The 25,340-nt window shown below is 58.8% G+C and carries 14 protein-coding genes and 3 pseudogenes; 5 read left to right on the plus strand and 12 right to left on the minus strand.

Features of this window, described 5'->3' with window-relative positions; genetic code table 11:
• Window positions 1–27: 27 nt before the first annotated feature.
• Complete coding sequence (nifK, locus tag RAD10_RS31715) at window positions 28–1,581, minus strand: nitrogenase molybdenum-iron protein subunit beta (protein ID WP_461620540.1); 1,554 nt, start codon at window positions 1,579–1,581, stop codon at window positions 28–30.
• A gap of 71 nt (window positions 1,582–1,652) precedes the next feature.
• Complete coding sequence (gene nifD / locus RAD10_RS31720) at window positions 1,653–3,152, minus strand: nitrogenase molybdenum-iron protein alpha chain (protein ID WP_270163281.1); 1,500 nt, start codon at window positions 3,150–3,152, stop codon at window positions 1,653–1,655.
• Between the two features lie 479 nt (window positions 3,153–3,631).
• Between nifD and RAD10_RS31725 the strand changes: the two genes are divergently transcribed.
• Window positions 3,632–4,435 (plus strand): calcium-binding protein, encoded by an 804-nt coding sequence (locus RAD10_RS31725; protein WP_270163282.1) that lies wholly within the window; start codon window positions 3,632–3,634, stop codon window positions 4,433–4,435.
• Window positions 4,436–5,313: 878 nt separating this feature from the next.
• On the opposite strand, the gene RAD10_RS31730 is transcribed toward RAD10_RS31725, so the two are convergent.
• The 5 genes and pseudogenes from RAD10_RS31730 to RAD10_RS31750 all read right to left on the minus strand — a co-directional run bounded on the left by RAD10_RS31730 (window position 5,314) and on the right by RAD10_RS31750 (window position 9,512).
• Entirely contained in the window at window positions 5,314–6,561 is a 1,248-nt protein-coding gene (locus RAD10_RS31730) for a cysteine desulfurase (RefSeq protein ID WP_375848225.1), read from the minus strand.
• Window positions 6,558–7,862, minus strand: a pseudogene (gene sufD, locus RAD10_RS31735) (Fe-S cluster assembly protein SufD). Before sufD ends, RAD10_RS31730 begins: the two are co-directional and overlap by 4 nt.
• A pseudogene (gene sufC / locus RAD10_RS31740) lies at window positions 7,859–8,622 on the minus strand (Fe-S cluster assembly ATPase SufC). Before sufC ends, sufD begins: the two co-directional pseudogenes overlap by 4 nt.
• A gap of 262 nt (window positions 8,623–8,884) precedes the next feature.
• A pseudogene (locus tag RAD10_RS31745) lies at window positions 8,885–9,113 on the minus strand (Fe-S cluster assembly protein SufB); the annotation flags it as partial.
• 204 nt (window positions 9,114–9,317) lie between these two features.
• Window positions 9,318–9,512: a 4Fe-4S dicluster domain-containing protein gene (locus RAD10_RS31750; RefSeq protein ID WP_270163283.1), complete on the minus strand. Its 195-nt coding sequence runs from the start codon at window positions 9,510–9,512 to the stop codon at window positions 9,318–9,320.
• A 1,207-nt stretch (window positions 9,513–10,719) separates the two neighbouring features.
• Here RAD10_RS31750 and RAD10_RS31755 point away from each other — a divergent pair.
• Window positions 10,720–11,415 (plus strand): response regulator, encoded by a 696-nt coding sequence (locus RAD10_RS31755; protein ID WP_270163284.1) that lies wholly within the window; start codon window positions 10,720–10,722, stop codon window positions 11,413–11,415.
• Window positions 11,416–12,255: 840 nt separating this feature from the next.
• Here RAD10_RS31755 and RAD10_RS31760 read toward each other — a convergent pair.
• The gene (locus RAD10_RS31760; protein ID WP_270163285.1) at window positions 12,256–13,476 is read right to left on the minus strand and encodes a methyl-accepting chemotaxis protein; all 1,221 of its coding nucleotides are present in this window, start codon (window positions 13,474–13,476) and stop codon (window positions 12,256–12,258) included.
• Window positions 13,477–15,601: 2,125 nt separating this feature from the next.
• Between RAD10_RS31760 and cysD the strand changes: the two genes are divergently transcribed.
• Entirely contained in the window at window positions 15,602–16,537 is a 936-nt protein-coding gene (gene cysD / locus RAD10_RS31765; RefSeq protein ID WP_270172958.1) for a sulfate adenylyltransferase subunit CysD, read from the plus strand.
• Window positions 16,538–18,442, plus strand: a complete 1,905-nt coding sequence (gene cysN / locus RAD10_RS31770; protein WP_270163286.1) for a sulfate adenylyltransferase subunit CysN — start codon at window positions 16,538–16,540, stop codon at window positions 18,440–18,442. It begins immediately after the preceding gene.
• Window positions 18,443–19,813: 1,371 nt separating this feature from the next.
• Here cysN and RAD10_RS31775 read toward each other — a convergent pair.
• Genes RAD10_RS31775 through RAD10_RS31785 form a run of 3 tightly spaced genes read right to left on the minus strand, consistent with a single transcriptional unit; the run spans window position 19,814 to window position 21,092 of the window.
• Window positions 19,814–20,182, minus strand: coding sequence for a LysE family translocator (locus RAD10_RS31775; protein ID WP_306417078.1), 369 nt, complete (start codon window positions 20,180–20,182; stop codon window positions 19,814–19,816).
• Window positions 20,077–20,439: a LysE family translocator gene (locus RAD10_RS31780; protein WP_306417042.1), complete on the minus strand. Its 363-nt coding sequence runs from the start codon at window positions 20,437–20,439 to the stop codon at window positions 20,077–20,079. The genes RAD10_RS31775 and RAD10_RS31780 overlap by 106 nt, the downstream gene beginning before the upstream one ends.
• A 26-nt stretch (window positions 20,440–20,465) precedes the next feature.
• Window positions 20,466–21,092, minus strand: a complete 627-nt coding sequence (locus RAD10_RS31785) for an FMN-binding negative transcriptional regulator (RefSeq protein WP_461620541.1) — start codon at window positions 21,090–21,092, stop codon at window positions 20,466–20,468.
• A gap of 102 nt (window positions 21,093–21,194) precedes the next feature.
• Between RAD10_RS31785 and pdxR the strand changes: the two genes are divergently transcribed.
• On the plus strand, window positions 21,195–22,661 hold the full coding sequence (gene pdxR, locus RAD10_RS31790) for a MocR-like pyridoxine biosynthesis transcription factor PdxR (protein WP_270163288.1): 1,467 nt from the start codon (window positions 21,195–21,197) through the stop codon (window positions 22,659–22,661).
• Between the two features lie 541 nt (window positions 22,662–23,202).
• Here pdxR and RAD10_RS31795 read toward each other — a convergent pair.
• Entirely contained in the window at window positions 23,203–24,015 is an 813-nt protein-coding gene (locus tag RAD10_RS31795; protein ID WP_270172959.1) for a polysaccharide deacetylase family protein, read from the minus strand.
• Window positions 24,016–25,340 lie beyond the last annotated feature (1,325 nt).

Below are 25,340 nucleotides of genomic sequence, written 5' to 3' on the forward strand. Positions count from 1 at the left end.
CTGCGATGACTTAAGCGTCTTTCGTCATCAACGAATGATGTCAAAGCTATAGTCGGTACCTGCGACGCTGGTCTTCCTGTCGATCTCGTCAAAGATCTTGTCGAGGATCTTCACCAAAACGTTCATGCCGCCTTGATAGCCCCACACCGGAGAGCGGTGATGGTGATGCCGATCAAAAATGGGGAAACCGATGCGGATCAGCGGGGTGCCGGTATCGCGCTCCAGATATTTGCCATGCGTATTGCCGATCAGGAAGTCGACCGGCTCCGTGAAGAGCAGCGAGCGCATGTGCCAGAGGTCTCGCCCTGGATAGGCATGGCAGTTCTGGCCGAACGGCGAGCTCGCAAACAAGGCCTGCATTTTATCGTGCCAGGCCTTGTTGCCATTCGTGGACAGCACATGGACCGGTTCGGCGCCCAATTCGAGCAGGAAGTCAGTCAGACCATAACATAGGTCTGGGTCGCCGTAGATCGCAAATTTCTTGCCATGGATATGCGCGCTGGAGTCAGCCATCGCGTCGACCAGGCGGCCGCGCTCTCGCGCCAGCGCCTCGGGGATGTCCTTGCCGCTGATGCGCGATAACGCCATGAGCAGCTCGTCGGTCGCGGAGACGCCGACCGGATGGTTGAAAGCCAGGACCTCCTGGCCATGGCCGGCGATGAACGCAAGCGTTTTTTCCGTGCACCATTGCTGCGCAGATATCGTCGCCTTCGCGTGAACCGCGTTCGCGGCGTCTTCCAGCGTGGTGCCGCCGTCATACATCCTGAACTCGCCGTCGGTCGGCGTATCGAACACATCGGAATTGTCGGCGAGGATGGTGTACTGAACGTCCATCAAGTCGAAGATGCGCTTGATTTCGCGGGTATTGCCAACAGTGTAGCCGTCAAAGCCGCCGATAAAGTTGATCTTCTCGTTGGGGATGCGATCGAGCTTCGGTGCTGTCCCGGCTTTTCCGTCCCAGAAATGCTCGAGGATACCCTTCAGCGCATTGTCATAGCCGGTGATGTGGCTGCCGACGAAGGCTGGCGTGTGCGCGAACGGCACGTCGAAATGCTCTGGGACAGACCCTCTCTCCTTGGAGGTCTTGATAAAGGCGTTGAGGTCATCCCCGATCACCTCCGCCATACAGGTCGTGGAGACCGCGATCATCTTGGGCTTATACATGTTATAGCTATTGGCGAGCCCATCGGCCATGTTGTTCAGGCCGCCGAAGACTGCAGCATCTTCCGTCATCGACGAGGAGACACAGGAACTCGGCTCCTTGAAGTGCCGCGACAGATGGCTGCGGTAATAAGCGACGCATCCCTGGGAACCGTGCACGAAGGGTAGCGTGCCCTCGAATCCAACGGAGGCGAAGACCGCACCGAGCGGCTGGCAAGCCTTGGCAGGGTTTATCGTCAGCGCTTCCCGGGCAAAGTTCTTTTCGCGATATTCGGACGTCTTCGACCATTCCCTGATGCGTTCGACCTCCGCGGGATCTCGAGCATTCTCGAACATCTTCTTGTTGGCCAGCATCTGCTGGTATTCCGGACCGCGGAACAGCTCGACATGATCGAGCACGTGTTCTGCATTCTGCGCCATTTCGTGGGAATCCTCTTGAAAATCGTGGTCAATGTCGGCTCGACGCCTCGGACGAGAGGCGAAAAGGCCGCTTATTCCGCAGCCAGAAGCCTCGGTTCTGCAACAGCCTTCCAGGGCGCTTTGGTCTTTCCCCAGATTGGCGAGTTGATAGCCATGTCCATGTCGCGCGCGAAGATCGGAAAGCCGTCATAGCCGTGGTACGGACCCGAATAATCCCAGGAGTGCATCTGCCGGAATGGCACACCCATCTTCTGAAACACATATTTTTCCTTGATGCCCGAGCCGACCAAGTCTGGCTGCATCTTCTCAACGAAGCGCTCGAACTCATAGCCATTGACATCATCGTAGATAAGCGTGCCGTCTTTGACGTAATGCTGGGCGGTTCGCTGATAGTCATCGTTGTGGCCGAACTCATAGCCAGTGCCGATGACTTCCATGCCGAGGTCCTCGTAGGCTCCAATCACATGGCGTGGACGCAATCCGCCGACGAACAGCATCACGGTCTTGCCTTCCAGGCGGGGGCGGTATTTTGCGACCACCGCATCAACAAGCGGCTGATATTTCGCGATCACCCGTTCGGCTCCCTCCTTGATCCCGTCGTCGAAATAGCCCGCGATCTTGCGCAGTGACTCCGCGATTTTTGAGGGACCGAAGAAATTGTATTCGCACCACGGAATCCCGAACTTCTCCTCCATGTGACGGGAGATGTAGTTCATCGAGCGGTAGCAATGCAGGATGTTGAGCTTCGCCTTCGGCGTGGCCTCCAGCTCGGCCAGCGACCCGTCTCCGGACCACTGGGCGATCACGCGCAGCCCCATTTCTTCCAGCAGGATTCGAGACGACCAGGCATCACCGCCGATATTGTAGTCTCCGATGATCGCAACGTCGTAGGGCGTTGACTCGAAGCGGGACTTCTCGGGCGTGAGCCTGTCGAAGACCCAGTCGCGCACGGCATCGTTAGCAATATGGTGCCCGAGCGACTGCGAGACGCCGCGGAAGCCCTCGCAGCGAACCGGCACGATCGTCTTGCCGTCATATTCCTTCGACTTGGCTTTCGATACCGCCTCGATGTCGTCGCCGATCAGGCCGATCGGGCATTCCGACTGGATGGTGATGCCGTTGTTGAGTGGAAACAGCTCCTGCAGCTCATCAATGAGTTTGACGAGTTTCTTGTCGCCGCCAAACACGATATCCTTTTCCTGGAAGTCGGACGTGAACTGCAAGGTCACGAACGTATCGATACCGGTCGTACCGGCGTAGTAGTTGCGCCGCGACCCCCAGGAGTACTGGCCACACCCGACCGGACCATGGCTGATATGGATCATGTCCTTGATCGGTCCCCAGACCACGCCCTTGGAGCCCGCATAGGCGCAGCCGCGGATCGTCATCACGCCGGGAATGGATTTGAGATTGGACTTAACTCCGCAATCCGCCTTCCCGGCCTCATGAACGTTCAGGTGCTTGGCGCGCCGTTTCGCGGTCTTGTCGGGATAGACCGTCAACACTTCCTGGATGAGTTCCTTATTGCGGGCCTTGATCTCCTCAATGCTTTCGGTCGTAGCGAAGCTCATGCTGATATCCTTTGAGAGTTAGCGAGACGGCGCTCAGCGAAGAGTTTAGCAACGACCGTGCCAGCCACGTGCAAATGCAAAAACGAGCGGAGTTGGAAGAACATAGCGTTGTCGGCGAGCCCGGCCGGACTGTGTTGCAAAGCCGACATCGGGACTTCTCCATGGACAGACTCGCTTGCGCCTGTTCGATAGAAAACAACGAGCAGCGGGCGTGGCATTGCACCGCTGATATTCGGCTGCAAAACGGTAGCCTTGGGGTGGGCTTGGCGCGCCCGCTGGCGACTGCGTCATAGCCCGGCGGCCAACCGCTCAAACCGGGTCGCACCAGCCGATGCGCTGAGGTGCGCCAGAGAAGCGCACGTGGATGTATCCGCCATGCCGATGCGTTCTATCAAAACAATGAATTATTCCAATTGGCCGATGAGCAATATGAACGGGCCAGGTGGCGTGGCGGGGCTGTCTAACAAGGAGTATTCGCGATGGACAAACCAATTCTTGGCGGTCCGGGCAGCAATAGTCTCTTTGGCGGCGACGGTGACGATATAATCACCGACCCCAAGGGCGATGACTGGATCGACGGTCGTGCCGGAAACGACGTCATCTCGGCCGGCGAGGGCAATGACCGAGTCTTCGGTGGCGCGGGCAATGACAACGTCTTCGGCGAGGAGGGTAACGACTTCCTCTATGGCGACAACGGCCCCGACAAACCGCGAATCGTCAATGAGGGCAATGATAAACTCTACGGCGGTCCCGGCGACGACGTCCTCTTCGCCGGTGACGGCAGGGATTCCCTGACGGGAGGCACCGGCAACGACACCTTTGCGTTCCAGTTCCACAACCCGATCCCCGGATCCGACCCACGGTACGGGTCGGACCCCGACCACACCACTATCGTGGATTTCGACCCGGCACAGGACACCTTCGCATTCGACGCGGTCGGCTTTGGCAGCGACGGTCTTAACGCGAACTTCATCAATCACGTCAGCATGCGGTCTGGCAATCAGGTGGACACCTTCTACAGTGGCCCAGCCTCAGGTGCTCATGGGGAACATGTCGTGGTGATCACCGATCGGGGTTTCTCCAACGGCTCTGACGCAGCCAGTGCCATTTCCGCGGCCCCCGGCGACATGATCGTCTACTTTGGATACAAGAGCATGACTGCGAATCTGGCCTACGTCACCTCCGCGAACCACGTTGACGAGCTCGCCCACCTGAGCAATGTGCACAGCGTGGACGGCTTGGCCAGCTTGGGCCTGACCGCAGGAAACTTCACATTTCACTGACTCCAAAACCCGTGCTGAACCCTGCGCCCGCCCCCACCGGCGGGCGCTTTCCCTTTCCGCTGCTTGCCAGGGCAGTGGCAGGCACAGCGTGTTCAGCTTGATGAAGCTGTGCCTCGCGCGCTGGCCGCAGACCCGATCCTCCTGAAGCGCGTCGGGAAAACACCCCAATTCCAATCAACGAGTTTGCTGTCGTCAGTTGACCTTTTCGCCTCTGTCCGAGATCAGGATGATTTCACCGAAGCCGAAGTACACTTCACGTCGAAGGGCACGAAAGCGCAGTCCGGGATTCCGGTTCGGTCGGTTGTGGTGGCAAAATAGCGGCCACCTCTTCACCCCGACAGCAGCAAGGGCGAAAGCCGGTCTTGATCCCGCGCATCGTATAGTCCTTCAAGGTGTGGCAATCCGGATCGGTGAAGAGGAATAGTTCTCTGCCTCGTGGTTCACGACCGCCCTCTGCAGCGCCGCGATGACCTTCTTGCCCTTCCCGGATCTCAATCATCCATTCCACCCTCTTGAAAACAGTTTTATGCGGTGAAATCAAATCGTTATGGCATCAACTAAGGGGGCCCAAAATCTCCCTTGCCGGGCCAAGACCCACCATGTCGATAGCCAGCGCGCATGACCGCGAGCACGGCCTGCGGATTGAAACGTGACTTGGCAGGGATGATTGTGAAGCTGAACCTCTACCGCCGGATTTCGATTTCGCTCGCATCGGCCAATGCCGCGCCATTGTCCACCAGCACGCTTGCCCTCGTTTCTGGTCGCGCCAAAGAACCGCCTCACCCGCGCCGGCAGAGGCCACACGCTATGAGGATTTCACGTATCGGAGCGGCGATGCGACGGAGCCATCCCTTATCGCTTGGGGCGGCGTCGCCTGTTCATGCGAGCAATTCATCGGCCGCAATAACGGCCTGCGCGAGTGCATCAACGTCTGCATGCGTGTTGTAGAGCGCCAATGACGCACGGCACGTTGCTGGCACACCGAACCGCTTGATCAACGGCATCGCGCAATGCGTGCCGGCGCGCACTGCAATCCCCTGCCGATCGATGATCGTCGCGACATCGTGGGGATGGACGCCCTTCAGCTCGAAGGAGATCAGCGGCCCTTTGTCCTTCGCCATGCCGATCAGCCGCAGCGACTTGATTTCACCCAAGCGCTCGTGCGCGTACTCGGCAAGATCCTGCTCATGGGCGGCGATGCGCGCCTTACCGATCGAGTTGACATAGTCGATGGCGGCCCCCAGTCCGATCGCCTGGACCATCGGCGGCGTGCCGGCCTCGAACTTGTGCGGAGGATCACCATACGTGACCCGGTCCTGCGCCACATCACGTATCATCTCGCCCCCGCCATTGAAGGGCCGCATCGCAGCAAGCAGCTCATGCCTGCCGTAGAGCACACCGATCCCGGTCGGCCCGTAGAGCTTGTGACCGGTAAGGACGTAGAAATCGCAACCGATGTCCTGCACGTCCGCCGGCAGGTGCACGGCGCCCTGCGCACCGTCGACCAGCACTTTGATGCCGCGGGCGTGCGCCAGCTTGACCACATCCTTGACCGGCACGATGGTCCCAAGCGCGTTCGACATGTGCGTGATCGCGACCAGCTTGGTGCGGGGGGTGAGGAGCTTTTCGAAGTCCTCGATCAGAAAATCGCCATCGTCGTCAACCGGGGTCCATTTGATCACGGCGCCGTGACGTTCCCGCAGAAAATGCCAAGGCACGATGTTGGAGTGGTGCTCCATGATCGAGAGCACGATCTCGTCGCCAGTGCCGATATTCAGCTGCCCATAGGAAGAGGCCACGAGGTTGATCGCCTCGGTGGCATTGCGGGTGAAGATAATCTCTTCCGAACGGCGGGCGTTGACGAACTGCGCCACCTTGGTCCGCGCCCCCTCATAGGCTTCGGTCGCGACATTGGCGAGGTAATGCAGGCCGCGATGCACATTGGCATATTCACTTGTATAGGCCCACATGAGGCGGTCGAGCACCGCCCTGGGTTTCTGGGCCGAGGCAGCATTGTCGAGATAGACGAGCGGCTTGCCGTACACCCGAATGGCAAGCGCCGGAAACTCCTCACGAACGCGCATCACGTCATAAGTGGAACCGCGAACGGCCGGATGCGTGCTCATCGCCGCGTCTCCAGCCAGCGCGCGACCCGCGCGCTCACGAACTCCCGCAGAGCACAGTCTGCGATCTCCTCGATCGCCTCGCCGAGAAACGCCTGGATCAAAAGCGCCTGCGCCTCCTTCTCGGGCAGGCCGCGCGCACGCAGATAGAACAAGAGGCTGTCGTCGAGCGCGCCTGATGTCGCGGCATGGCCGCAGGTGACATCATCCGCGAAGATTTGCAGGTCCGGCTTGTTATCGGCCTTGGCTTCGTCAGACAGGAGCAGCGCCCGCGTCATCATCGTGCCCTGCGATTTCTGCGCGTTGAGGATGATGCGTCCCTGGAACACGGAATGGCCGCGATCGTCCACCACGCAGCGGAAATTCTCTTCGCTCGTGCAACGAGGTGCGGCATGATCAATCACCAGCGTGGTGTCCCCGTGCTGGGTATCCTTGAGCAGGTTGACGCAGTTGAGGGAGAGATCGGACCGCGCACCCGCCAATGTAATGAAGCCTTGGTAGCGAGTGACAGTTCCGCCATAGGTCATGTTGAAGGAATTGACCGTCGCTTTCTCATGGACTGTGATCATGCTTGACGAGATGTTCGTGGCGCCAGCTGCATCAGCCACCACGCGCAAATGCGAAAGATTCGCTCCTTCCCCAATCTGGGCGATCACCGCGTCGTGAACCTGATAGGCGCTCGCGCCATCGGCAGCAACAAAGCTTTCGACCAGGGGCGCCTGTGCGCTCTTGCCAAGTTTCAGATGCGAGCGTGTGAACGCAGACGATAAAGCCTGAGTCGCGACGTGAATGATCTGGATCGGACGGCTCAGCGCGACACCATCGCCAAGCGTGACCACGACACCGTCAGTCACCATCGCGGCATTCAGTGAGATCATCGGATCCGTCGTGAAGGTTATCAGCAGATCGGCCCCGGCGGATACTCCAGAAACTCAGGCACCGTCTTGACATCGACGCCCTCGCCGAACGCCGCCAGGTCCGACAGGTCAGGCGCGAACACTCCGTCGACCAGCACCAGCTTAGCCGCGCCTTCGAGTGCCGTCTGTGCAACTGCCGCTTTTGCGCGCACCAGCGCGGCAACGTCCGGTAACGGCGCTAGCGGCAGGACCGCGCGCATCAGCACGCGAAGGTCAGTGTATGTCCACTCCTCAAGGCGCTGGTGCGGCAGGCCAGCGCGCTCGAATGCGTCGAAAGCGCGGGCGCGAGCATCGGCAACAGCTCCCGCCAGGTAACCGTCCGCGCGCGGCGTTAAAAACGTCTCTCGCCGGGCATTCGGGATTGGTATTCGCCAGAGCCAGGGTCATCGGAATATCCGCAACACGGCCAAGCCGCGTCTTCGGAAATTCGCATAGCCGGACGCTTCCAGCTCCAGCGCCAGTTCCTTGCCGCCGCTCTTCACGACACGGCCCTTCGACATCACGTGCACGACGTCAGGCACGATGTAATTGAGGAGCCGCTGATAATGGGTGATGACGACCATGGCGCGCCCCGGCGAACGCAGCGCGTTGACGCAGTCGGCCGCAATGCGCAGCGCGTCGATATCGAGGCCGGAATCCATCTCGTCGAGGATGCACAGGCTCGGCTCGAACAGCGCCATCTGCAGCACCTCGTTGCGCTTCTTCTCGCCGCCGGAGAAGCCGACATTGACGCCGCGCTTGAGCATGTCCTGCGGGATGTTCAGCGACTTGGAGACCTCGCGAACCTTCTTGAGAAAGTCCGGAGTCGTAAATTCGCTCTCGCCGCGCGCTTTACGCTGCGCGTTCAGCGCGGTGCGCAGGAAGGTCATGATGGCAACGCCGGGGATTTCGACCGGATACTGGAAAGCCAGGAACACCCCCTTCGCGACGCGCTCTTCCGGAGGTCCTCGCCCTTGAACACGATCTGGCCGTCGGTGACCTCATAACCGGGCTTGCCGGCGATCACATGGGAGAGCGTCGATTTGCCGGAGCCGTTCGGCCCCATGATCGCGTGAATCTCGCCCTCGTTCACGGTCAGGGTCAGCCCGTGGAGGATCTCACGCTCCTTGACACGAACCTTCAGGCCTTTCACTTCAAGCAATGCCATTGTGTTGTTCCGTCTCCTCCTGAGGGGTACCGAAGGCGCGTCTCGAAGGATGAGGCCAACAATCAATCCGGTATCCATCCTTCGAGACGGCGGCTTGCGCGGCCTCCTCAGGATGGGGCCAGAGCTAGCCGACCGCCCCTTCCAGCAGGATCGAGATCAGCTTCTGCGCCGCCACTGCGAATTCCATCGGCAGCTGCTGGAGCCGTCCTTGACCAAGCCGTTGACGACGGGGCCGACTGCCTCCTCCTGGGTGAGGCCGCGCTGGAGCGCGCCCAGGTCGGCGCGATCATGGTCAGCCGGCGGCGACAGGCTTCGAGCCGCCACAGGAGCATCCAGGCCGGTTCGTTCTGTCTTCTGCGAGATGAATTTGACGGTATCTTCCGACAACCTCTTTGGAGCCTTTCGGAGTCGATCAAGGTCTCAAACCCATAACGATACTGGTCGACGTCGATGCGCTTCACGCACGCGATCGTCTCTTGTACGGCTACCATTGGCGCCTCCGCACGCGCAGAGACCATTCCGGCCACGTCCGGCAACGGTTATGGCGTCCCCCCTCGACCGTATAGGCCAGCGACTCAATCTGGCCTAACGCGGAACGGACCGTCACTCTAACCAGGTCACCAACAAGGAAGGCCGCAGGGCTCAACTGTGTCTCGACCGTGCTGCTGGTGCCGACCATGCGCATCGCCGCTCCGCTAAGCCGGGACACACGTGTTGGGAACCGGGCAGACAGCAGCGCATTGCGGCGTGCCGAAATGCCCCTCGCATTCGGTGCACGTCTTCGGATCGATCACATATACGTCGCGCTTGAGGTTGACTGCCCCGTTGGGGCAATCAAACTCACATGCGCCACAGGCGGTGCACTGGGACGCGACTATCTTGTACGCCATAATGGTGATTTCCTGAAAATGCGATGCCGGACGCCTTCTCCCCTTCAAGGCTCGTGCCAATGCCAACGCGCCATGGTTGGCGTATCTTTGGGTCTAGCGGGGTGTATGCGGCCGAGCAGTGTGTCCCAACCCCGACACTCGAGGCACGGGCTTGATCTCGAATGGCAGCACGCTCCGACGCTTTCGGAAGGCCCGCCCCTAACGAGGCATCTTGACTGTCTTTTTGATTTGCTCCTGCTGAAGCGCAACCTCGAAGCCCGTTATCCTGATAACCGACGGAGAGGCGATATCTGGGCGCTCCAAGCCAATTCTGCCGACGCTCGACGCCTTGCGCCGGTCAATATCCTGCTCTCGCTGCTTAAGCGGGCCTTCGAATGTCAGGAAATTTCTGACCCGGGCCCGCGGATGGACTTGAATCGTACGTAGCGTCAGATTGTAGGTTTTCCGACACGGGCTGCGAGACTCTCTCGGCCGCGCCAAACCATCCTGACAGCGAGCAAGAATTGCGAATGTCTGAAGCTCTTAAGGTTGCGCTGCAAACTCATCACGCGTCTTGCGGCGGCACGTTGTTGAAATGGCCGATGCGCCAGGCGGGAGAACCATCGCCGCCCGCCTTCGCCGGGAGCAAGTCGGTCACTCGGAGAGCAGGGATGGCCGTCTTCGCCTCGCCCCTGCCGGATGGGAGAACGATCAGAATTCAGGTTCCACATCCGAGGCTACGCCGGTATTCGTTAGGCGAGGTGAATGCAGACCACGCTGGCTCGCACCACATGCGTGACTGGTGCCAATGCCGGGATGCACCGGCCAATGTTCACGGTCTCTCGATAGGCTGCAGCGTCGGGAGCGCACGTGACTCGGTTTTGGGGATCGCCAGGGTTCGGCATGTGTTTTCGAAAGACGTATATTGTCGCGTTGGGAGCGTTGGCGGGCAAATGCGCGAGGGTATCGTCACGGCCCTCGATCCCTTCAATGATTCGGACCCTACCTGCTGACGCCAAGATCACCACGAGCGTCCGCAGCGGACGGCCGAAGGTACCAATAGGCCGATGGACGGATCGGATAGATTGGTCGTTGACGACTGTTGTTCTGCGTCAGTTCCGGCTTCCGGCGTTTACTCCAAAGGGAGAGCTTTACAAGAACCGCGTGGCCTCACGGTCGACGATGAGCCGCTCAATCATCCCGTCGTAGATTGGCGAAAGACGATGAAATGCGAACGCTACTTGTTGATCATCAAACCGCCTTTGCGCGCGCTGTCCAAGGAGCACTCGTGGAGTGTGGGTTCGCCGTCGATGTGACACGCACTCTGGACGAAGCGGCGGCAGCTCTTGATTGCGCATGCTATGACATTCTTCTTCTCGAACTGGCTCTACCGGATGGAGACGGCTTGGACTGGCTGAAGCAATTGAGGCGGAACGGAAAATCGATGCCCGCGATGGTGATAAGCGGGCTCAACGATCTCGATCTCCGAATTGCAAGCTTCAACGGTGGGGCGGACGATTTCCTGCCAAAGCCGCTGTCTACTGTTGAGCTCATCGCCCGGATGCGAGCCATTCTGCGGCGATCGAAGCAAATGACGGCCCCGCTCATCATATTTGGGAATGTCGAATTCGACCCGATTGCCCGGCAAGCCTGGGTGGACGGACGGCCGCTCCGCATCGCGCATCGTGAACTGTGCGTTCTTGAGTATCTGCTCAGCCATGCTGGGCGCACGGTGCCGCGCGCCTCACTGGAGGATAGCATCTATTCATTCGACCGTGAGGTCTCGACCAATGCGCTTGAGGCGGCAATCTATCGCTTGCGCGGACATTTGAGGCGATCCGCCGCGACGCTACGGATCAGGTCCGCGCGCAGCATCGGCTACTCTCTTGAATTAAATAGCGCGCATCCACCGCGCCATGGGTAGAACTTGAAAGCAAGACTTCCATCGTTTGTGACCATGATTCCCACGAAGATCGATGGTCAATCACCTTTGGCGCTCCTGGTGTTCCCCCTGCTCAATCCTTCTTCCCCTTTACGGCCCTTCTGCAAGGTTCACTTACTGCCGCAGCCCGGATCAAGCGGGACGCTCGACTGGCGTAGCCGACCGGCAGCGTGTTCCATCAAGACCTAGATGGACTGCTCTTCCGGAACTCTCCCCTCGTCGTCTGTCTCCTCTGGCGAACTGGGCCCAAACTTAAACCTGACTCCGTTTCAGCAGTAGCAGGTCACCTTATTTGTCCGAACGGCGGCGGCCATGCGGGAGGCGATTCATGTCGAGGCGATGCTTTTTCTACATCCGCCTTCGCGGAACCGTCTCGGTGGATGACGAACGCACTGAACTCGCGAGGGCGTTGGAAGCGGATGACTAGGGACCTCGGATCGCGAGTGAGATCAGCATGAATGATTGGCACTACCGCGAAGCCGACGTACTGGCGTGGATGCGGACGGCCGCATGATGGCGCGCCATCCGTTCATCGCAACCTGCAAAGCAAGGTCGCCAACCGGTCGCCCCTCAGAGCTAGACAATCAAACTCTGTACCACTCGCTGAGTGCCAGCTTACGGTCGAAACAGAGGTTTACAACAGCACCGCTCGATCGCAACTCTATCGAATCAGCATCCGAACTGGCCTACGAACCGTGCCCGGATGAACCGACAACGGTTATCGATCCGATTATAGAGTTCCGCCTGGCCGACCAACGTTCCACTCAGCAGACGTCGCGGCGACTTGGTTGCTTGACCTGCACCTGAACTGAGCGCTCCACGTTACGCCGAGATCTTGATCAAGAAGTCGCTGACCTGCCCCTGCAATGAAACGATATTGCTGCTCAAATTCTCCATCTTCCCAACGGCCTGCCCCGCCGATGAGCCAGAGGCACGCGAGGCATCGTTGAGTTGGTCAATATCTCGGGACGCTTCGCGCATATCTGCACTGATGTTGGTAATGCTTCGCGAGATGTCGTTCGTTACGATCGACTGCTCCTCGATCGCCGCCGATATGCTGTTGGATATCTCCTGCAACTTGTCGATGATGCCGGCGATGTCACTCATCGACGCAGTCGCCAGTTCCGTCCTTTGTTGAATGGCAAGAATTTGAGCATCAACCTCGCTCGTCGCTTTTGCAGCCTGCGCGGCAAGGTTCTTCACTTCCCCAGCCACCACTGCAAAGCCTCGCCCCGCTTCGCCGGCTCGCGCTGCCTCGATGGTTGCGTTGAGCGCCAGCAAATTGGTTTGCGAGGCTATGCCCTCGATCATTTGGACGACGCTGCTGATCTTCGCCACCGAAGCAACGAGCTCACCTAACGTTGCTTCAGCGTGTCCGGTCTTGTCGCGCGCGGTTTGCGAAATGTTCGCGGCCGTCGAAACTTGTCGGCTGATTTCCGCAATCGAAGCCGAGAACTCCTGAGCGGCCGAAGCAACGGCGGTCGAGTTTCCTTCGGTCTTTTTCACCATCTCTGTCATGGCTTCAGTGCGAAGACAGACATCGCCCGTTGAAGCTGTAATTTCCGATGCGACCGCGTGCATGTCCTGCATTGAGCTCGCCACAACGTTGACGACCCGCGACACATCGCTATCAAATCTCTTCGCAAGACTCAGCCTCTCTTCCCGCATCCGAACCAGGTCGGTTATATCCTGCCATACACACACGACTACCGGACGGCCGGTGAATTCCGAAACAACAAGACTTATCCTGACCGGAATGGAGGATTGATCTTTGCGCTGAAGCCACCATTCGATCGCCACGTGTCCCGACCGCGTCACAACCTCATTGGTCTGCTCGAACATCTGCGCAACAGTCTTGCCGTTCGGTTGAGGATCCAGCGAAAGCGAGGCGATACTCAACCCTTTCAACTCTTCTCCACTGGAACACCCGAGCATGTTGGCTGCAGCGTCGTTGGCGAGCACACACTTGTCCGCATCATAGACCGTGATACCATCCTTGATCGTTTCGAAAGCCTTGATCGCCATCGCTTCGTCCAAGGTCACTGCGGGCGCCTCTCCTCTCCTCGACGTCACGACGGAAAGGACCAACATAAATCCGCCAAGAACGAGCGCGCCCCAGAAGTGCGGTGATAGCAAGTCTGCATTAGCCGCAACCGTCGCTGCCGGGACAGACAATGCCAGAGCGAGACTTGATATCCGACTGTGCCACATATTTCTAATTCCCCAATTGAATCCGGCGCAAGTGGTCGTATCGAACCTCAATTAAGACTTCTCTTACGTGACTGTCCTGTCGGCAACGCTGCGTGCATTTTTACATATATCACCTTCTAAACAACGAGACCGACCTCGATCCAACCCACATGGGACGCAGCAAGATTTGATCAAACGACAGAAGCAACGGCGACTACAAACCTGATGAGTAAGCCCAGCTCGAACTCAGCTATGGCTGCACGTCCCAGAATGAGCGCGGCGATCTGCCTTCGGTTAGCAGCGGTTCGCATTTCTTCCGGTAGTGCGGCAACTGCATCATCAAAGATTCGTGCCAAAACCGATAGCTGTTCTGGTTCGCATACGCTGCGGTAGTCCTGTATGACTCGCCCAGCTCCACTACTTATGACCGCGCCGCCGGCTCGCTCGTCGCGGTTTACCCATAGACCGAGCGCTGCGGTTATGAGCTCGATTGTGAGCTCATTCAGCAGTTGGGTCGCCTCTTGCCCGTTTTTGCCGTCATTTATTAGCCCTGCCAGCTCTTCGATTTGGAGCTCGATGCTCCGCTTAAGGTCCTGGACACGCGAGTTGCAACGAGGACTATGCACGATGCGTTCTACAGCGCGCGGCTCTACTGGACTTGTCCTCACCGGGACGACGAAAAACCTTTGACGCGTCTGCGCAGGTGAAACGAGAGAAGTCGAAGGGGTAGCGCACAAAGCACCGTCGCTCGATACGCTCGTTTCAGGCGCCCGACTGGCCGCTTCGGTAGACCCGTCCCCACTCATACTCATGACTGCCTCATGCACCCTTCTGGCACGCGAATTAAAAGATAGAGACTAGCCGACCAGCCGATTGCGTAGGGCTGCCCGACTGCCTCATCAATCGACAATCGACCTAGACGACCTGCGGCGTCTCAGCTCGAAATTCACCGGCGCGATGAGTATCCAGCGTTTAAGTCGATCGGTAAAATCGATTGTTATGATCGAATGTATCCACGGCATCGATATAAAGGCGGATCGCTATACGAAGCCATAGATAGTCTGGTCTTGGCTTGAATGGCCAGATGCGTCCCAAGGGCACGCCGAAAGGCGTTGAGCTCGCTTGCGAGCCCTGCCCCACTGAGGGCTAGATGGATCCGGCCGCACTAAAAAGGGCCCGACCCTTTTGGGGCCGGGCGAAGTTTAGTCTGGGAGGAGCGATGTACAAGACATCGCACCAGCTTCCGTCGGCAGAGGGAGGACACCGGCGGTTCATTTACGGCGAGGGCATTCGCCGTTAACCTTGGCCACGAGCAGGCTGATATCCATGACGAACACAACGTGCTGTCGCGGCTGACTGCTCTATGGAAAATGCGCTTCAAGCAATTCGGCCCAACACTTGCGCGTAGGCAAGTCGACAGCGGCGTCTATATTTCTTCACGAAGCCTTCTGCAAAACGTCAAATGAATGCCGTTCGCCGGATGACGTTCGTCGAAAAGCGGCGCGATGACAGGCGCGTCAAGAACCGACGACCGCTATCTGAGACGGCGCTCACATGGATACGAGGCAAACCGGCCTGATGGTCTATTTCTCCGACTGAGCGTTTGTTATCCGCCATTTCGTACGACTGGTAAAATCGATTGTGTCGATGGAGGACATCCAGAATTTGAATAGAGACAACCGCTTCAGGTGTTGATCTTGATCTCCTCATCTCATAACCAATGGCTTCGAGCACTCAGGTCAGATGCTTCGTTCCTGGTGCCACCTATTCTACTTTTCCGTTCTCGATCGTTCGGCGTGGCACGGAAACGAAAGCTACACGTAAGCAAGACAATTGATCCGGATGAGTTTCGAAAGCTCGCGGATAATCGGCGTGATTGCTGTTCAACGTTACGGACCCTGAGAGCGGCCCCATGAGCTATGGCAAGTTAGATTATCGAAACGGCGACTTGCCGCGCGGGGAACCGCAGATGCTCAGAATGAACGCACAAAATATCACTGAACCACAGACGCGCACGCTGCCGCGGCATCTGCGGCGGCTGGAGGCCGAGTCCATCGAGATCATGCGCGAAGTCGTTGCCGAATTTAGTAAGCCCGTAATGCTCTATTCGATCGGCAAGGATTCGAGCGTCATGCTGCACCTGGCGCAGAAGGCGTTCTATCCGGCGAAGGTCCCGTTTCCGCTGTTGCATGTCGACACGACCTGGAAGTTTCGCGAGATGATCAGCTTTCGCGACGGGACGGCCCAGCGTCTCGGCATCAACCTGATCGTTCATGTGAACCAGGACGGGATCGAGCGCGGCATTAACCCAATAGAGTCCGGATCGACGCTGCACACGCAGGTGATGAAGACAGATGCGCTCAAGCAGGCGCTCGACCTTTACGGCTTTGACGCGGCGTTCGGGGGCGCCCGGCGCGATGAGGAAAAAAGCCGGGCGAAGGAGCGCATCTTCTCCTTCCGTTCGCAGGGACATGTCTGGGACCCGCGCAACCAGAGGCCGGAGCTGTGGAATCTCTTCAACACTCGCAGCCGGAACGGCGAGACAATGCGCGTGTTTGCCATTTCGAATTGGACGGAACTCGACGTATGGGAATACATCATGCTGGAGAACATTCCGGTTGTTCCGCTTTATTTCGCAAAACAGCGGTGGGTGGTCCATCGCAATGGCACGCTGATCATGGTGGATGATGAGCGCCTGCCCTTGGCTCCTGACGAGACGCCCGAGCTCAAGATGATGCGTTTCCGCACGCTTGGTTGCTATCCGCTGAGCGGCGCCATCGAGTCTGACGCCGCCACCATCAAGGACATCGTCGCGGAAATGCAGGTTGCGACGCTCTCCGAGCGTCAGGGACGGCTGATCGATACCGATGAGGTGGCATCGATGGAGAAAAAGAAGCGGGAAGGCTACTTCTGAATGGATACTGATGCGCTGCGAGAGCTCACCTTCACCGACAGCAAGGATCAGCTTCGCTTCATCACCTGCGGCTCGGTGGACGATGGAAAGTCGACGCTAATCGGCCGGTTTCTGCACGACAGCAAGGCGATCTATGAGGATCAGCTGCAGGCGCTTGCGCGCGACAGCGTCAAGCACGGCACAACCGGAGATGATATCGACTTTGCCCTGCTGGTCGATGGACTCGAGGCCGAACGCGAACAGGGCATCACCATCGATGTCGCCTATCGCTTCTTCACCACGCCGCGCCGATCGTTCATGGTGGCCGATACGCCCGGTCACGAACAGTATACGCGTAACATGGCGACCGGCGCCTCCAATGCCCAGCTCGCGGTCATCCTGATCGATGCGCGCAAAAGCGTCCTAGTGCAGACCAAGCGCCACTCCTACATTTGCTCGCTCCTGGGCATCCGGCACGTGGTCGTGGCCCTGAACAAGATGGATCTGGTCGATTACCGCAAGGAAGTGTTTGATCGCATCGTGGACGACTATGTCGATTTCGCTTCGAACCTCGGCTTCACGTCGATCGCGGCTATCCCGATCTCCGCACGATACGGCGACAACATCATCCGCCTGTCCCGCAATACCGACTGGTTTCACGGCCCTTGCCTATTGGACTATCTCGAGAATATCGACATCCAGTCCGAGACGGCCGGCTTGCCCTTCCGTTTCCCGGTACAATGGGTGAACCGGCCGAATTTGGATTTCCGCGGCTACGCTGGAACGGTGGTCTCCGGCAGCATTGCGGTCGGCGACGAAATCGTTATTCCGGCATCGGGACGCAATTCGCGCGTCAAGCAGATCGTGACGTACGATGGCGACCTTGTGCGCGCCGAAGCCGGTGATGCGGTGACCATTACGCTGACCGACGAGATCGACATCGGCCGCGGAGATATCATCGCTAAGCCGACGGAACGACCGGAGGTCGCTGATCAGTTTGCCGCCCACCTGATCTGGATGGACCAGGAGCCCATGGTCCCGGGCCGGTCCTATGCCCTCCGGATCGGCACGCAATCGATTGCGTCCGGCAGCATCACGGCGATGAAATACCGGATCGACGTCAACACCGGCGCGCACGTGGCAGCCCGCACTTTGAGCCTCAATGAAATCGGCTTCTGCAATATTGCAACCGTACAGCCGGCAGCCTTCGATGCCTATGAAGCGAATCGGCGCACCGGTTCCTTCATCGTGATCGACCGCGACACCAACCGGACCGTCGGCGCTGGCATGATTGCCTTCCCCTTGCGGCGTGCCGCCAACATAGCCTGGCAGCCGCTCTCACTCGGCAAGAAGGAGCGCGCCGCTCTCAAGCACCAAAGACCCTGCATCATCTGGTTTACCGGGTTTTCCGGCGCGGGCAAATCGACCATCGCCAACCTCGTCGACCAGAAGCTATTTGCGATGTCGTATCACACCATGCTCTTGGACGGCGACAATCTCAGGCACGGTCTCAATCGAGATCTCGGCTTCACCGAATCCGATCGGGTTGAAAACATCCGCCGCGTCGGCGAGGTGGCCAAACTGATGGCCGATAGCGGCTTGCTCGTGATCTGCTCGTTCATCTCACCCTACAAGGCCGAGCGAGACATGGTTCGCGATCTCGTGGACGACGGCGAATTCATCGAGGTCTTTGTGGACACGCCGATCGGCGAATGCGTGCGGCGCGATCCGAAGGGGCTCTACGCCAAGGCGAAATCAGGCACGATCAGGAATTTTACCGGCATCGATGCGCCGTACGAGGCGCCGAGCGCGCCGGAGATCCATTTGACAACACTGAACCAGCAGCCGGAGCGCTTGGCCGATACGGTGCTAAACTGCCTGGCCACACGAGGGATCATCGTGCCGGCCAACCGGACGGAGAACTAGCCGGCTGGGCTGTCGGAGCTGTTTGCCGAGGGACTGGCATTTCTCACCTCCAACCTGATCTGGCGGATCGGACCAAATGCCACGCCGTCACATGATGCCGAACTCCTGCACCATCCGGCGACGTCCAGTTTTGCGGGCCCTAAGTCGCAGCGAGCTCGGATCGGTCTAGACTGGCCCGACGTTCTCAATCGTGAAAGGCTCGGTCGAACGCGGCGCGCGCTTGGTTTGGCTTCTGTGGGTAATGTCATCCGTTCCTGCGTCAGTCGGGGCATCGACGAGCAGCTGACTACGGTCACTCTTGTGAAGGACCCCTTTGTGGTGTGGTCGAGTTCGTCTCCGGCATTACCTTTACCCACACAGGCTCGTATCTGGTTCAGACGGCGTTGTCGAAGAACGGGCGGCCTGCCGGCCCGGCGCGCCGCATCGCGCCACGTGGGATAGGTACGCCCTGGCCTTTGCTGCTCCAGTCGACAAGGTTCTGAGCAGTTCTTGGGAAACGACTCTGCTGCCGAATAAGCGCCCGCATGATGTCGCCCTTACCCAAACGAGCTGCTTGCATTCGACGTTACTCGGCCGGTTCGGATAATTTACGCAGAAAAATGTCGCCGCAGGGAGATTCATTGATCACCTCTACCACGTGCTCTTGAACGGAGCTGCAGGCCGCACGATCTGCTGGGATTCGGTCGGTCGTTACACAACTCCCTCGCGACTTCGTTCTGGACAAAGCAAACCCAACAAAGAATTTGCATTCCAAGCTTCAGTGTCACCTCCGCTAAACATGTTTCTTGTATGTGTCGGGTGTGACGGCAACCAAGCCGACGGCACCAATCACTAGACGACACGGGACTATCGAACGGTGGGCTTCGACGAATCTTCGGAACACTGGCTGAGAGCCGAAGCCAACCCGCACAGATTTTATCCGTTGGATTAGCCCAATGACAGCTGCAAATTCAGATGCTCACCTGCGTGCCGTGTTGAGACGCGTCCTGGACGATGCTGTCCAAATGGTGCCGGAACCGGCGCGGACGTCTTCCTTAAAAGCATGCCTCGCCGAAAAGATTCTGAATCTAGCCGCGGGCGGCGAAACAAATCCAAAAACTCTAAAACGGCTTGCCGTTCGGCTGATTCATGACTCATGTCCGAGCTGTTCGGGATGTGAAGGTTGGCGGCCGGCCGTTACAGCGACGGAGCGAACCGATCACCCACATGCAGCACATCCAGTCTCGTCAGACTAGCGCGACCCGAGGCGAACGACGGTATGCACGCTGTGGTCTTCATAGATGGCGCCATCTTTCCTGAGCAGTAAGCTGAAAGATTGCGCAGCAACGTCAGACACAGGCGGTAGCTGGCAGAATGGATGCCCAGCGGTGATCAACCAGCCCGCCGCGCAACAAGGAGTGAAGCTCCCAGCGTGCACATAGCTGCACCGGATAGCTGTCGCATTTTGGCGAGGGCCGATGGTCGCTTGGCGAGTCCCGCTTTTGCTTTGGCGGCCCAATGGGTCACGACCACATCGGCAGCAGTGTTGAGCGCAACTGAAATTGTCCCAAGGACGACGAACTGCCGGGCGACATCGGCGGTTGGGTCGATAAATTGCGGGATGAAGGCGAGAAAAAATGCAGCCGTCTTCGGATTCAGCGCCTCAACAATGATGCCTTGCCGAAATGCCCGTCCGACACCGACTGTCTCCAGCCCGACCGGGTCGACGATCTCGGCTTCCGTGTCTTGAAGCCAAGCCAGATCAGATAGAAGGCTCCGGCGAGCTTGAGCATAGTGAAGGCTTCCGCACTCGCCATCACGAGCGCAGAAATGCCGACCGCCCCGGCATTAAAATGCACAAGACCGCCAACACCGGTACCAAAGCTCGATGCCAGACCACGCGGACGGCCACCTGCGAACGTTCGTGCCGCAACGTAGAATATCCCGGGTCCTGATGTGATCGCCACCAGGAGCGCAGCTCCCAAGAACAGCAAGAACGGTTGAAAATCGACTATCATTCACCTCGTCCCGGCAGGGCCCAGCGTCATCCTCTAGGTATCAGCGCGGCCACAATATGGTCTTCAGGGCGATCGCTCCTCGACAATCCATCGATGACGCCGGCGCGATCCGCTGCGTTGCGGTTCTGACTCATCTTCCGCTTGGCGTCGCACCTTGTGATCGGCATGCGCAGGCCGATGATCGCCTTGAGCTGCGCTTGGATGAAATCAGCCGGAGCATCCGCGACTGCCCAGGGGTCCTTTTGCGATTGCTCGTGCAGGTCCGTCAGTCGTCTCACGAGGTCGAGTAACCGATCCGCATCATCGAAAAACTCGATCGTACCGTAGGCATGTACCGCAACGCAGTTCCACGTTGGCACGACCTTGTGCGTCTCCTGCTTCGTCACGTACCAGGACGGAGTGACATAGGCTTCAGGCCCCCCAAAGATGGCCATCGCCTCACAGGAAGGCTGCAGCTTCCACTGTGGATTAGACCTTGCCACGTGCGCGTAAAGCGTGCCATTCGGACCCTCCGTCTCGTCGAGAAGCATCGGAGCTAGCGTTCCGATCAGCCCCTCTTCGGTTGCAGTGACAAGGGTTGCCGAGCGGGCCTCACGCATGGTCCGATGAATCTCGGCGATGTCCTCGACGCGAAAGGCTGGCGGCATATACATTGCTAGAACTCCTCCGCATCCGAACACCTCGATCGGATCTTGAGGCCCGATGATCTAGGCCGCACACAGGCCGCTTTGAAGGGCCAGTTTGGAGCGATATTGGTGGGCCAGTCCGAGACAGGAAAGCGGTGCCATAAGCCAAATGGGGCGCGGCAAATTTATGAAGCATTGAAGGCGCAGATCGAGGATGGCGTCTACAGACCGCGCGACCAGCTTCCTTCGACCCGCGCCCTCGCGGCCGAATTTGGAGTCTCTCGAACCACGATTACGGCCGCCTACGAGCAGCTTCTCGCGGAAGGCTTCATCGAGACGCGGCAGGGTCGCCGGGCCTGCGTTGCGCCTGCGCTTCGATCGGGGAGCCTGTCGCAGGCAGGCGGCAAGCGGGCGCCAAGAACCGCTCGTCTATCGGCGTTCGGGCGACGGCTCTTCGAATTGTCCGGCCCGCCGATCGCGACCGAGCCCCTGCGGATCGACTTTCGCTATGGCGATGTTGCGACTGCCGATTTCCCGAGTCTGGCCTGGCGCCGCGCTCTGACGAAAGTCCTGACGACGCCTGGTCCGCGCAGTCTGCGCTATCAGGACCCGCAGGGATCAATGGAGCTGCGAACAGCGCTGCAAGCTTATCCGTGGCGTGCGCGCAGCCTGCGCTGCGGCGTCGACCAGATCATTGTCGTCAACGGATCACAGCAGGGTCTCGATCTGTGCTCGCGGATATTGCTCGATCCCGGCGATCGCTTCGTGATTGAGACGCCGTGCTATTGGGCCGCCCGGCATGTTTTTGAGAGTGCGGGGGCTACGCCTCAATTCGTCCCGGTCGATGAAGAAGGCTTGCAGACACAAGCCCTTAAGGATGTCAAAAAGGCTCGGCTTTGCTACGTGACGCCTTCACATCAATTTCCGTTAGGTCACGTTCTCTCAGCACAGCGTCGTGCTCAATTGCTGCAGTGGGCCGACAAGGTGGGAGCCTATGTCATCGAGGACGACTATGACGGCGAGTACCGATACGATATTGGTCCCATTCAGCCCTTGCATGTCCTCGATGAGGCGGCTCACGTCATCTATCTCGGAACGCTCTCAAAGACGCTCTCGCCCTTGCTGCGTCTAGGGTATGTCGTGGTTCCGCCAGAGCTCATCCACGCTTTCCGCACGGCCAAGCGCCTTACCGATCGGCACTCGCCGGCGCTTGAGCAAGCGGCGCTGGCCAACTTCCTACACTCGGGCGCCTACGAGCGGCACGTGAGAAAGCTGCGGCGAAAGAACGCGCAGCGCCGCTCAGCCTTGCTTGAGGCATTCGTTGAACATTTTGGAGACGCTATCGAAGTGCAGGGTTCCGAGGCCGGGCTCCATGTGGTGGCCTGGTTCAAGAAACTCGATGCGGCGCAGGAGGACGCAACCGCACGAAACGCCCGGCACAGAGGCGTCGGCATTTATCCTGTTTCCGGACTATACGAAAATGGGCCGGGAAGCGCGAAACGGCGAGCTGGGTTTGTTTTCGGCTACGCCGCACTTGAAGCACGAGAGATCCGACACGGTGTTGACCGCCTCGCCAGTGCACTGAGGGCACGATAGCACTTCCGCATCTGGCCCCATGCCGCTCCAAACGTTCCCTGACACGCGAGGAAACCTCGGCGCAGAGCGCCGACTATGGTCGCGGATTATTATGTTACGTTCTCATCTGCCGCCGCGTGTGTCCCGTCTCGGAACATGTATTTTGGCACAGGTTATGCTAGTTTAGTGGCGACCGGGATTTTGCATCATCCTCCCGGGGCTGGAGCGACGCCGCTCGCACTCATTTCAAGCGAGCGGCGTTGTTGTTTCCTGAGGGGCTCAACTGTCCGAAATAGTCCGGAGGAAAGCTCGGCCCCCTCCTTCTGGCCGTTGCATCAGAGCGTCGAAACATGCTCAGCTAGGCAAATGGCTGTGTTCCAATTTGAATTGCGCGTGTCCTAATTGAGGACGGCGCCTGGCAGGTGCGACTGGCGATTATCGGGGGGCGATGGGTGATTTCGAGGGCGGCTAGTGCGAAGAGATCGCCTCTTTGCAGGCGGACGCAGCCGCACTCTACGTAGTCCGCGGTTCCGGAGCGGAACTCAGAGCCGCTCGCGTACCATCAATGAGCTCCGTCGGCGCGCGTCTGGGCCGAGGCAGCAGCCGGCACTAAGTGTACGATCCGATAGCCATTGTCGTGCAGGTAGCGCAGAAACGCGGGCATCATAGCTGCCGTCCACGCCTGCGGATCGTGCAACAGAATGATCCCCTTTTTGGTGATCTCGAGTTGCTCGATCAGCTTCTTCAATTCCTGCTCCGGGGTCATGTTTTCCCAGTCGGCCGCCCAAAGATCGGCGCTAAAGACGAGGATGCCACGTGACTGCAGAAGATCGAGCGTCGCAGGCGTCGAGTCGAAATAGGGAAAGCGAAAAAACGGCGTCGAGGGCACTTGGGTCGACACGCCGTTGAGCGCCATCTCATCGGCCGCGATTCCTCGCTCGATGTCTTCCTTCGCCTGCTCGAAGCTGATCTGAGACATCATCGGATGCGACCAACTATGGTGCGCGACGGTGTGACCCTCAGCGGCGATCCGCCGGACAAGTTCGGGAAGTTCGGCGGAGGACTTGCCGACGAGAAAGAAGGTGGCTCGTACGCACTCTTGCGCGAGCGCGGCCAGCACCTTCTGCGTGTTTGGGGGCCTCGGCCCGTCATCGAACGTGAGCACGACCTCATGATCGGCTAACGGCAAGGTCTGCGGAAAGCTCTTCAAGCCGACGCGGGGATAGGTTTTTGCATCGACAGCGAGCACACGCGAAGTGCCAAGCGCATCCTTGCGTGAGCAATCGGCCGCGTTTGCCACGGCAATCCCAGTGAGCAGCGCCGTCGTAGCGCCGACGAGCCGTGAAGCCGCCTTGTGCAGGCGCAACTTTGCCATTGCGCTCGGCCCAAGTGCTTCAAGGCTGAATGCGCTCACTGGAGCATACCGGCGAAGTCCATCATTTCTTGCGATTGTAGGGGTTTTGGTTTGTGGGACTGAGGGAGATGCCCTCGGATGACGCCTTCCCGTAGATTGCGGTCTCGGTCGGGCCGAGCTTGAGCCCGATAACGCGCGTGGGTGCGTTGCCTTTTGCCAGCTCTTTGAGCTGCCGGATGGTCCTGGCGCCGCCAAGGCTTGCCGGTGTTACGCGATGACTTGGCCATCGCGGCGACTTTCGTCAGTAGCGCGCCGAGCGATGGCCAAATGTGCCAGTGTTCGGATTATAGTTGCCCCTGGTGCCGTAGTTGTCGCGCTGAGTGCTTTCGGATTTGTCGCCGTGTATGGCTGCACATAAGTCCCATTGCTGCGAGTGTAACCTGAGACGCCGTGGCTGTTTGGGTTAGAACCCGTACCGAGGTATTGCGCTTGCGCCGCACCAACGGACCACGTCAACAAACACGCAGCGAATACTGATCTGATCATTTTTCCTCCGCCGTATACATTCAACGAACTTGTTGTCTCGTTATAACCTTAGTCATTCGCAGCTGACCGGCCGAGTTCACCAACAGATTCGCATCGAAAGACGTCCGATCACGACGCCGCATGCGCAAAGGCACGAAACCAAAGCCGGCGCACTGGCTTTAGATCAAGACCAAGGCAAGCAGGCTCGAGCAGAGCAGCGCAACGCCGGCCGCGGTCAGTGCTAGGAGGCTACCCGAGACGAAGTCGTGATTGGGCATACATCGCTTTCAGTTGCGGCGAAGACCATGAGCCCCATTGCTGCCTTCGCGGTTTGACCGGCGAACGCATAAATGATTATGCGAATCGCGTGCACTATTCCTGCTGTTGTCAGGAAGACATGCTTTTTTCCAGCGCGCTGAGGTGATCGCGCGCCGTTTTGCAACAAGAAGGCGTTGAGAATCCGGAAGGTCGAGCCTAAGCCGGTCTGTCACTGCGGCCCGACATGCTCGTCTGATTTAGAGGTCACGGGGTTTGCACGCCGATCCTCAAGCATCCCGGAGTGCGAGGTGTTTCATAAATCCGATACTGCTACCAGAGTAAGCTTTTTGCCATGCGTGGGCTCATCATTCTCCTTGTGACCTTTGCAATTGCGCTCGCGGTCCATGGCCGACACCAGGATGGTTTCGTGCCGGGGCCGACCACGCCCATGCCAGCCGTCAACGTCCCCTAGCCTGCGAAATGGCACGGGCGCAGATTGGACTGCCGGCATACTTGAGATCTGAGGCTCGTCCGAGTCCGGGCATAAGTGCCGTTGGGCCAAC

Source organism: Bradyrhizobium sp. 23AC (assembly GCF_054863025.1).

Coding starts and splice junctions, on each gene's coding strand:
- cysD (WP_270172958.1), top strand. CDS start 15,602: ATGAACGCACAAAATATCACTGAACCACAGACGCGCACGCTGCCGCGG.
- nifD (WP_270163281.1), bottom strand. CDS start 3,152: ATGAGCTTCGCTACGACCGAAAGCATTGAGGAGATCAAGGCCCGCAAT.
- RAD10_RS31780 (WP_306417042.1), bottom strand. CDS start 20,439: ATGATAGTCGATTTTCAACCGTTCTTGCTGTTCTTGGGAGCTGCGCTC.
- RAD10_RS31725 (WP_270163282.1), top strand. CDS start 3,632: ATGGACAAACCAATTCTTGGCGGTCCGGGCAGCAATAGTCTCTTTGGC.
- nifK (WP_461620540.1), bottom strand. CDS start 1,581: ATGGCGCAGAATGCAGAACACGTGCTCGATCATGTCGAGCTGTTCCGC.
- RAD10_RS31750 (WP_270163283.1), bottom strand. CDS start 9,512: ATGGCGTACAAGATAGTCGCGTCCCAGTGCACCGCCTGTGGCGCATGT.
- cysN (WP_270163286.1), top strand. CDS start 16,538: ATGGATACTGATGCGCTGCGAGAGCTCACCTTCACCGACAGCAAGGAT.
- RAD10_RS31795 (WP_270172959.1), bottom strand. CDS start 24,015: ATGGCAAAGTTGCGCCTGCACAAGGCGGCTTCACGGCTCGTCGGCGCT.
- RAD10_RS31755 (WP_270163284.1), top strand. CDS start 10,720: ATGCGAACGCTACTTGTTGATCATCAAACCGCCTTTGCGCGCGCTGTC.
- RAD10_RS31785 (WP_461620541.1), bottom strand. CDS start 21,092: ATGTATATGCCGCCAGCCTTTCGCGTCGAGGACATCGCCGAGATTCAT.
- RAD10_RS31730 (WP_375848225.1), bottom strand. CDS start 6,561: ATGAGCACGCATCCGGCCGTTCGCGGTTCCACTTATGACGTGATGCGC.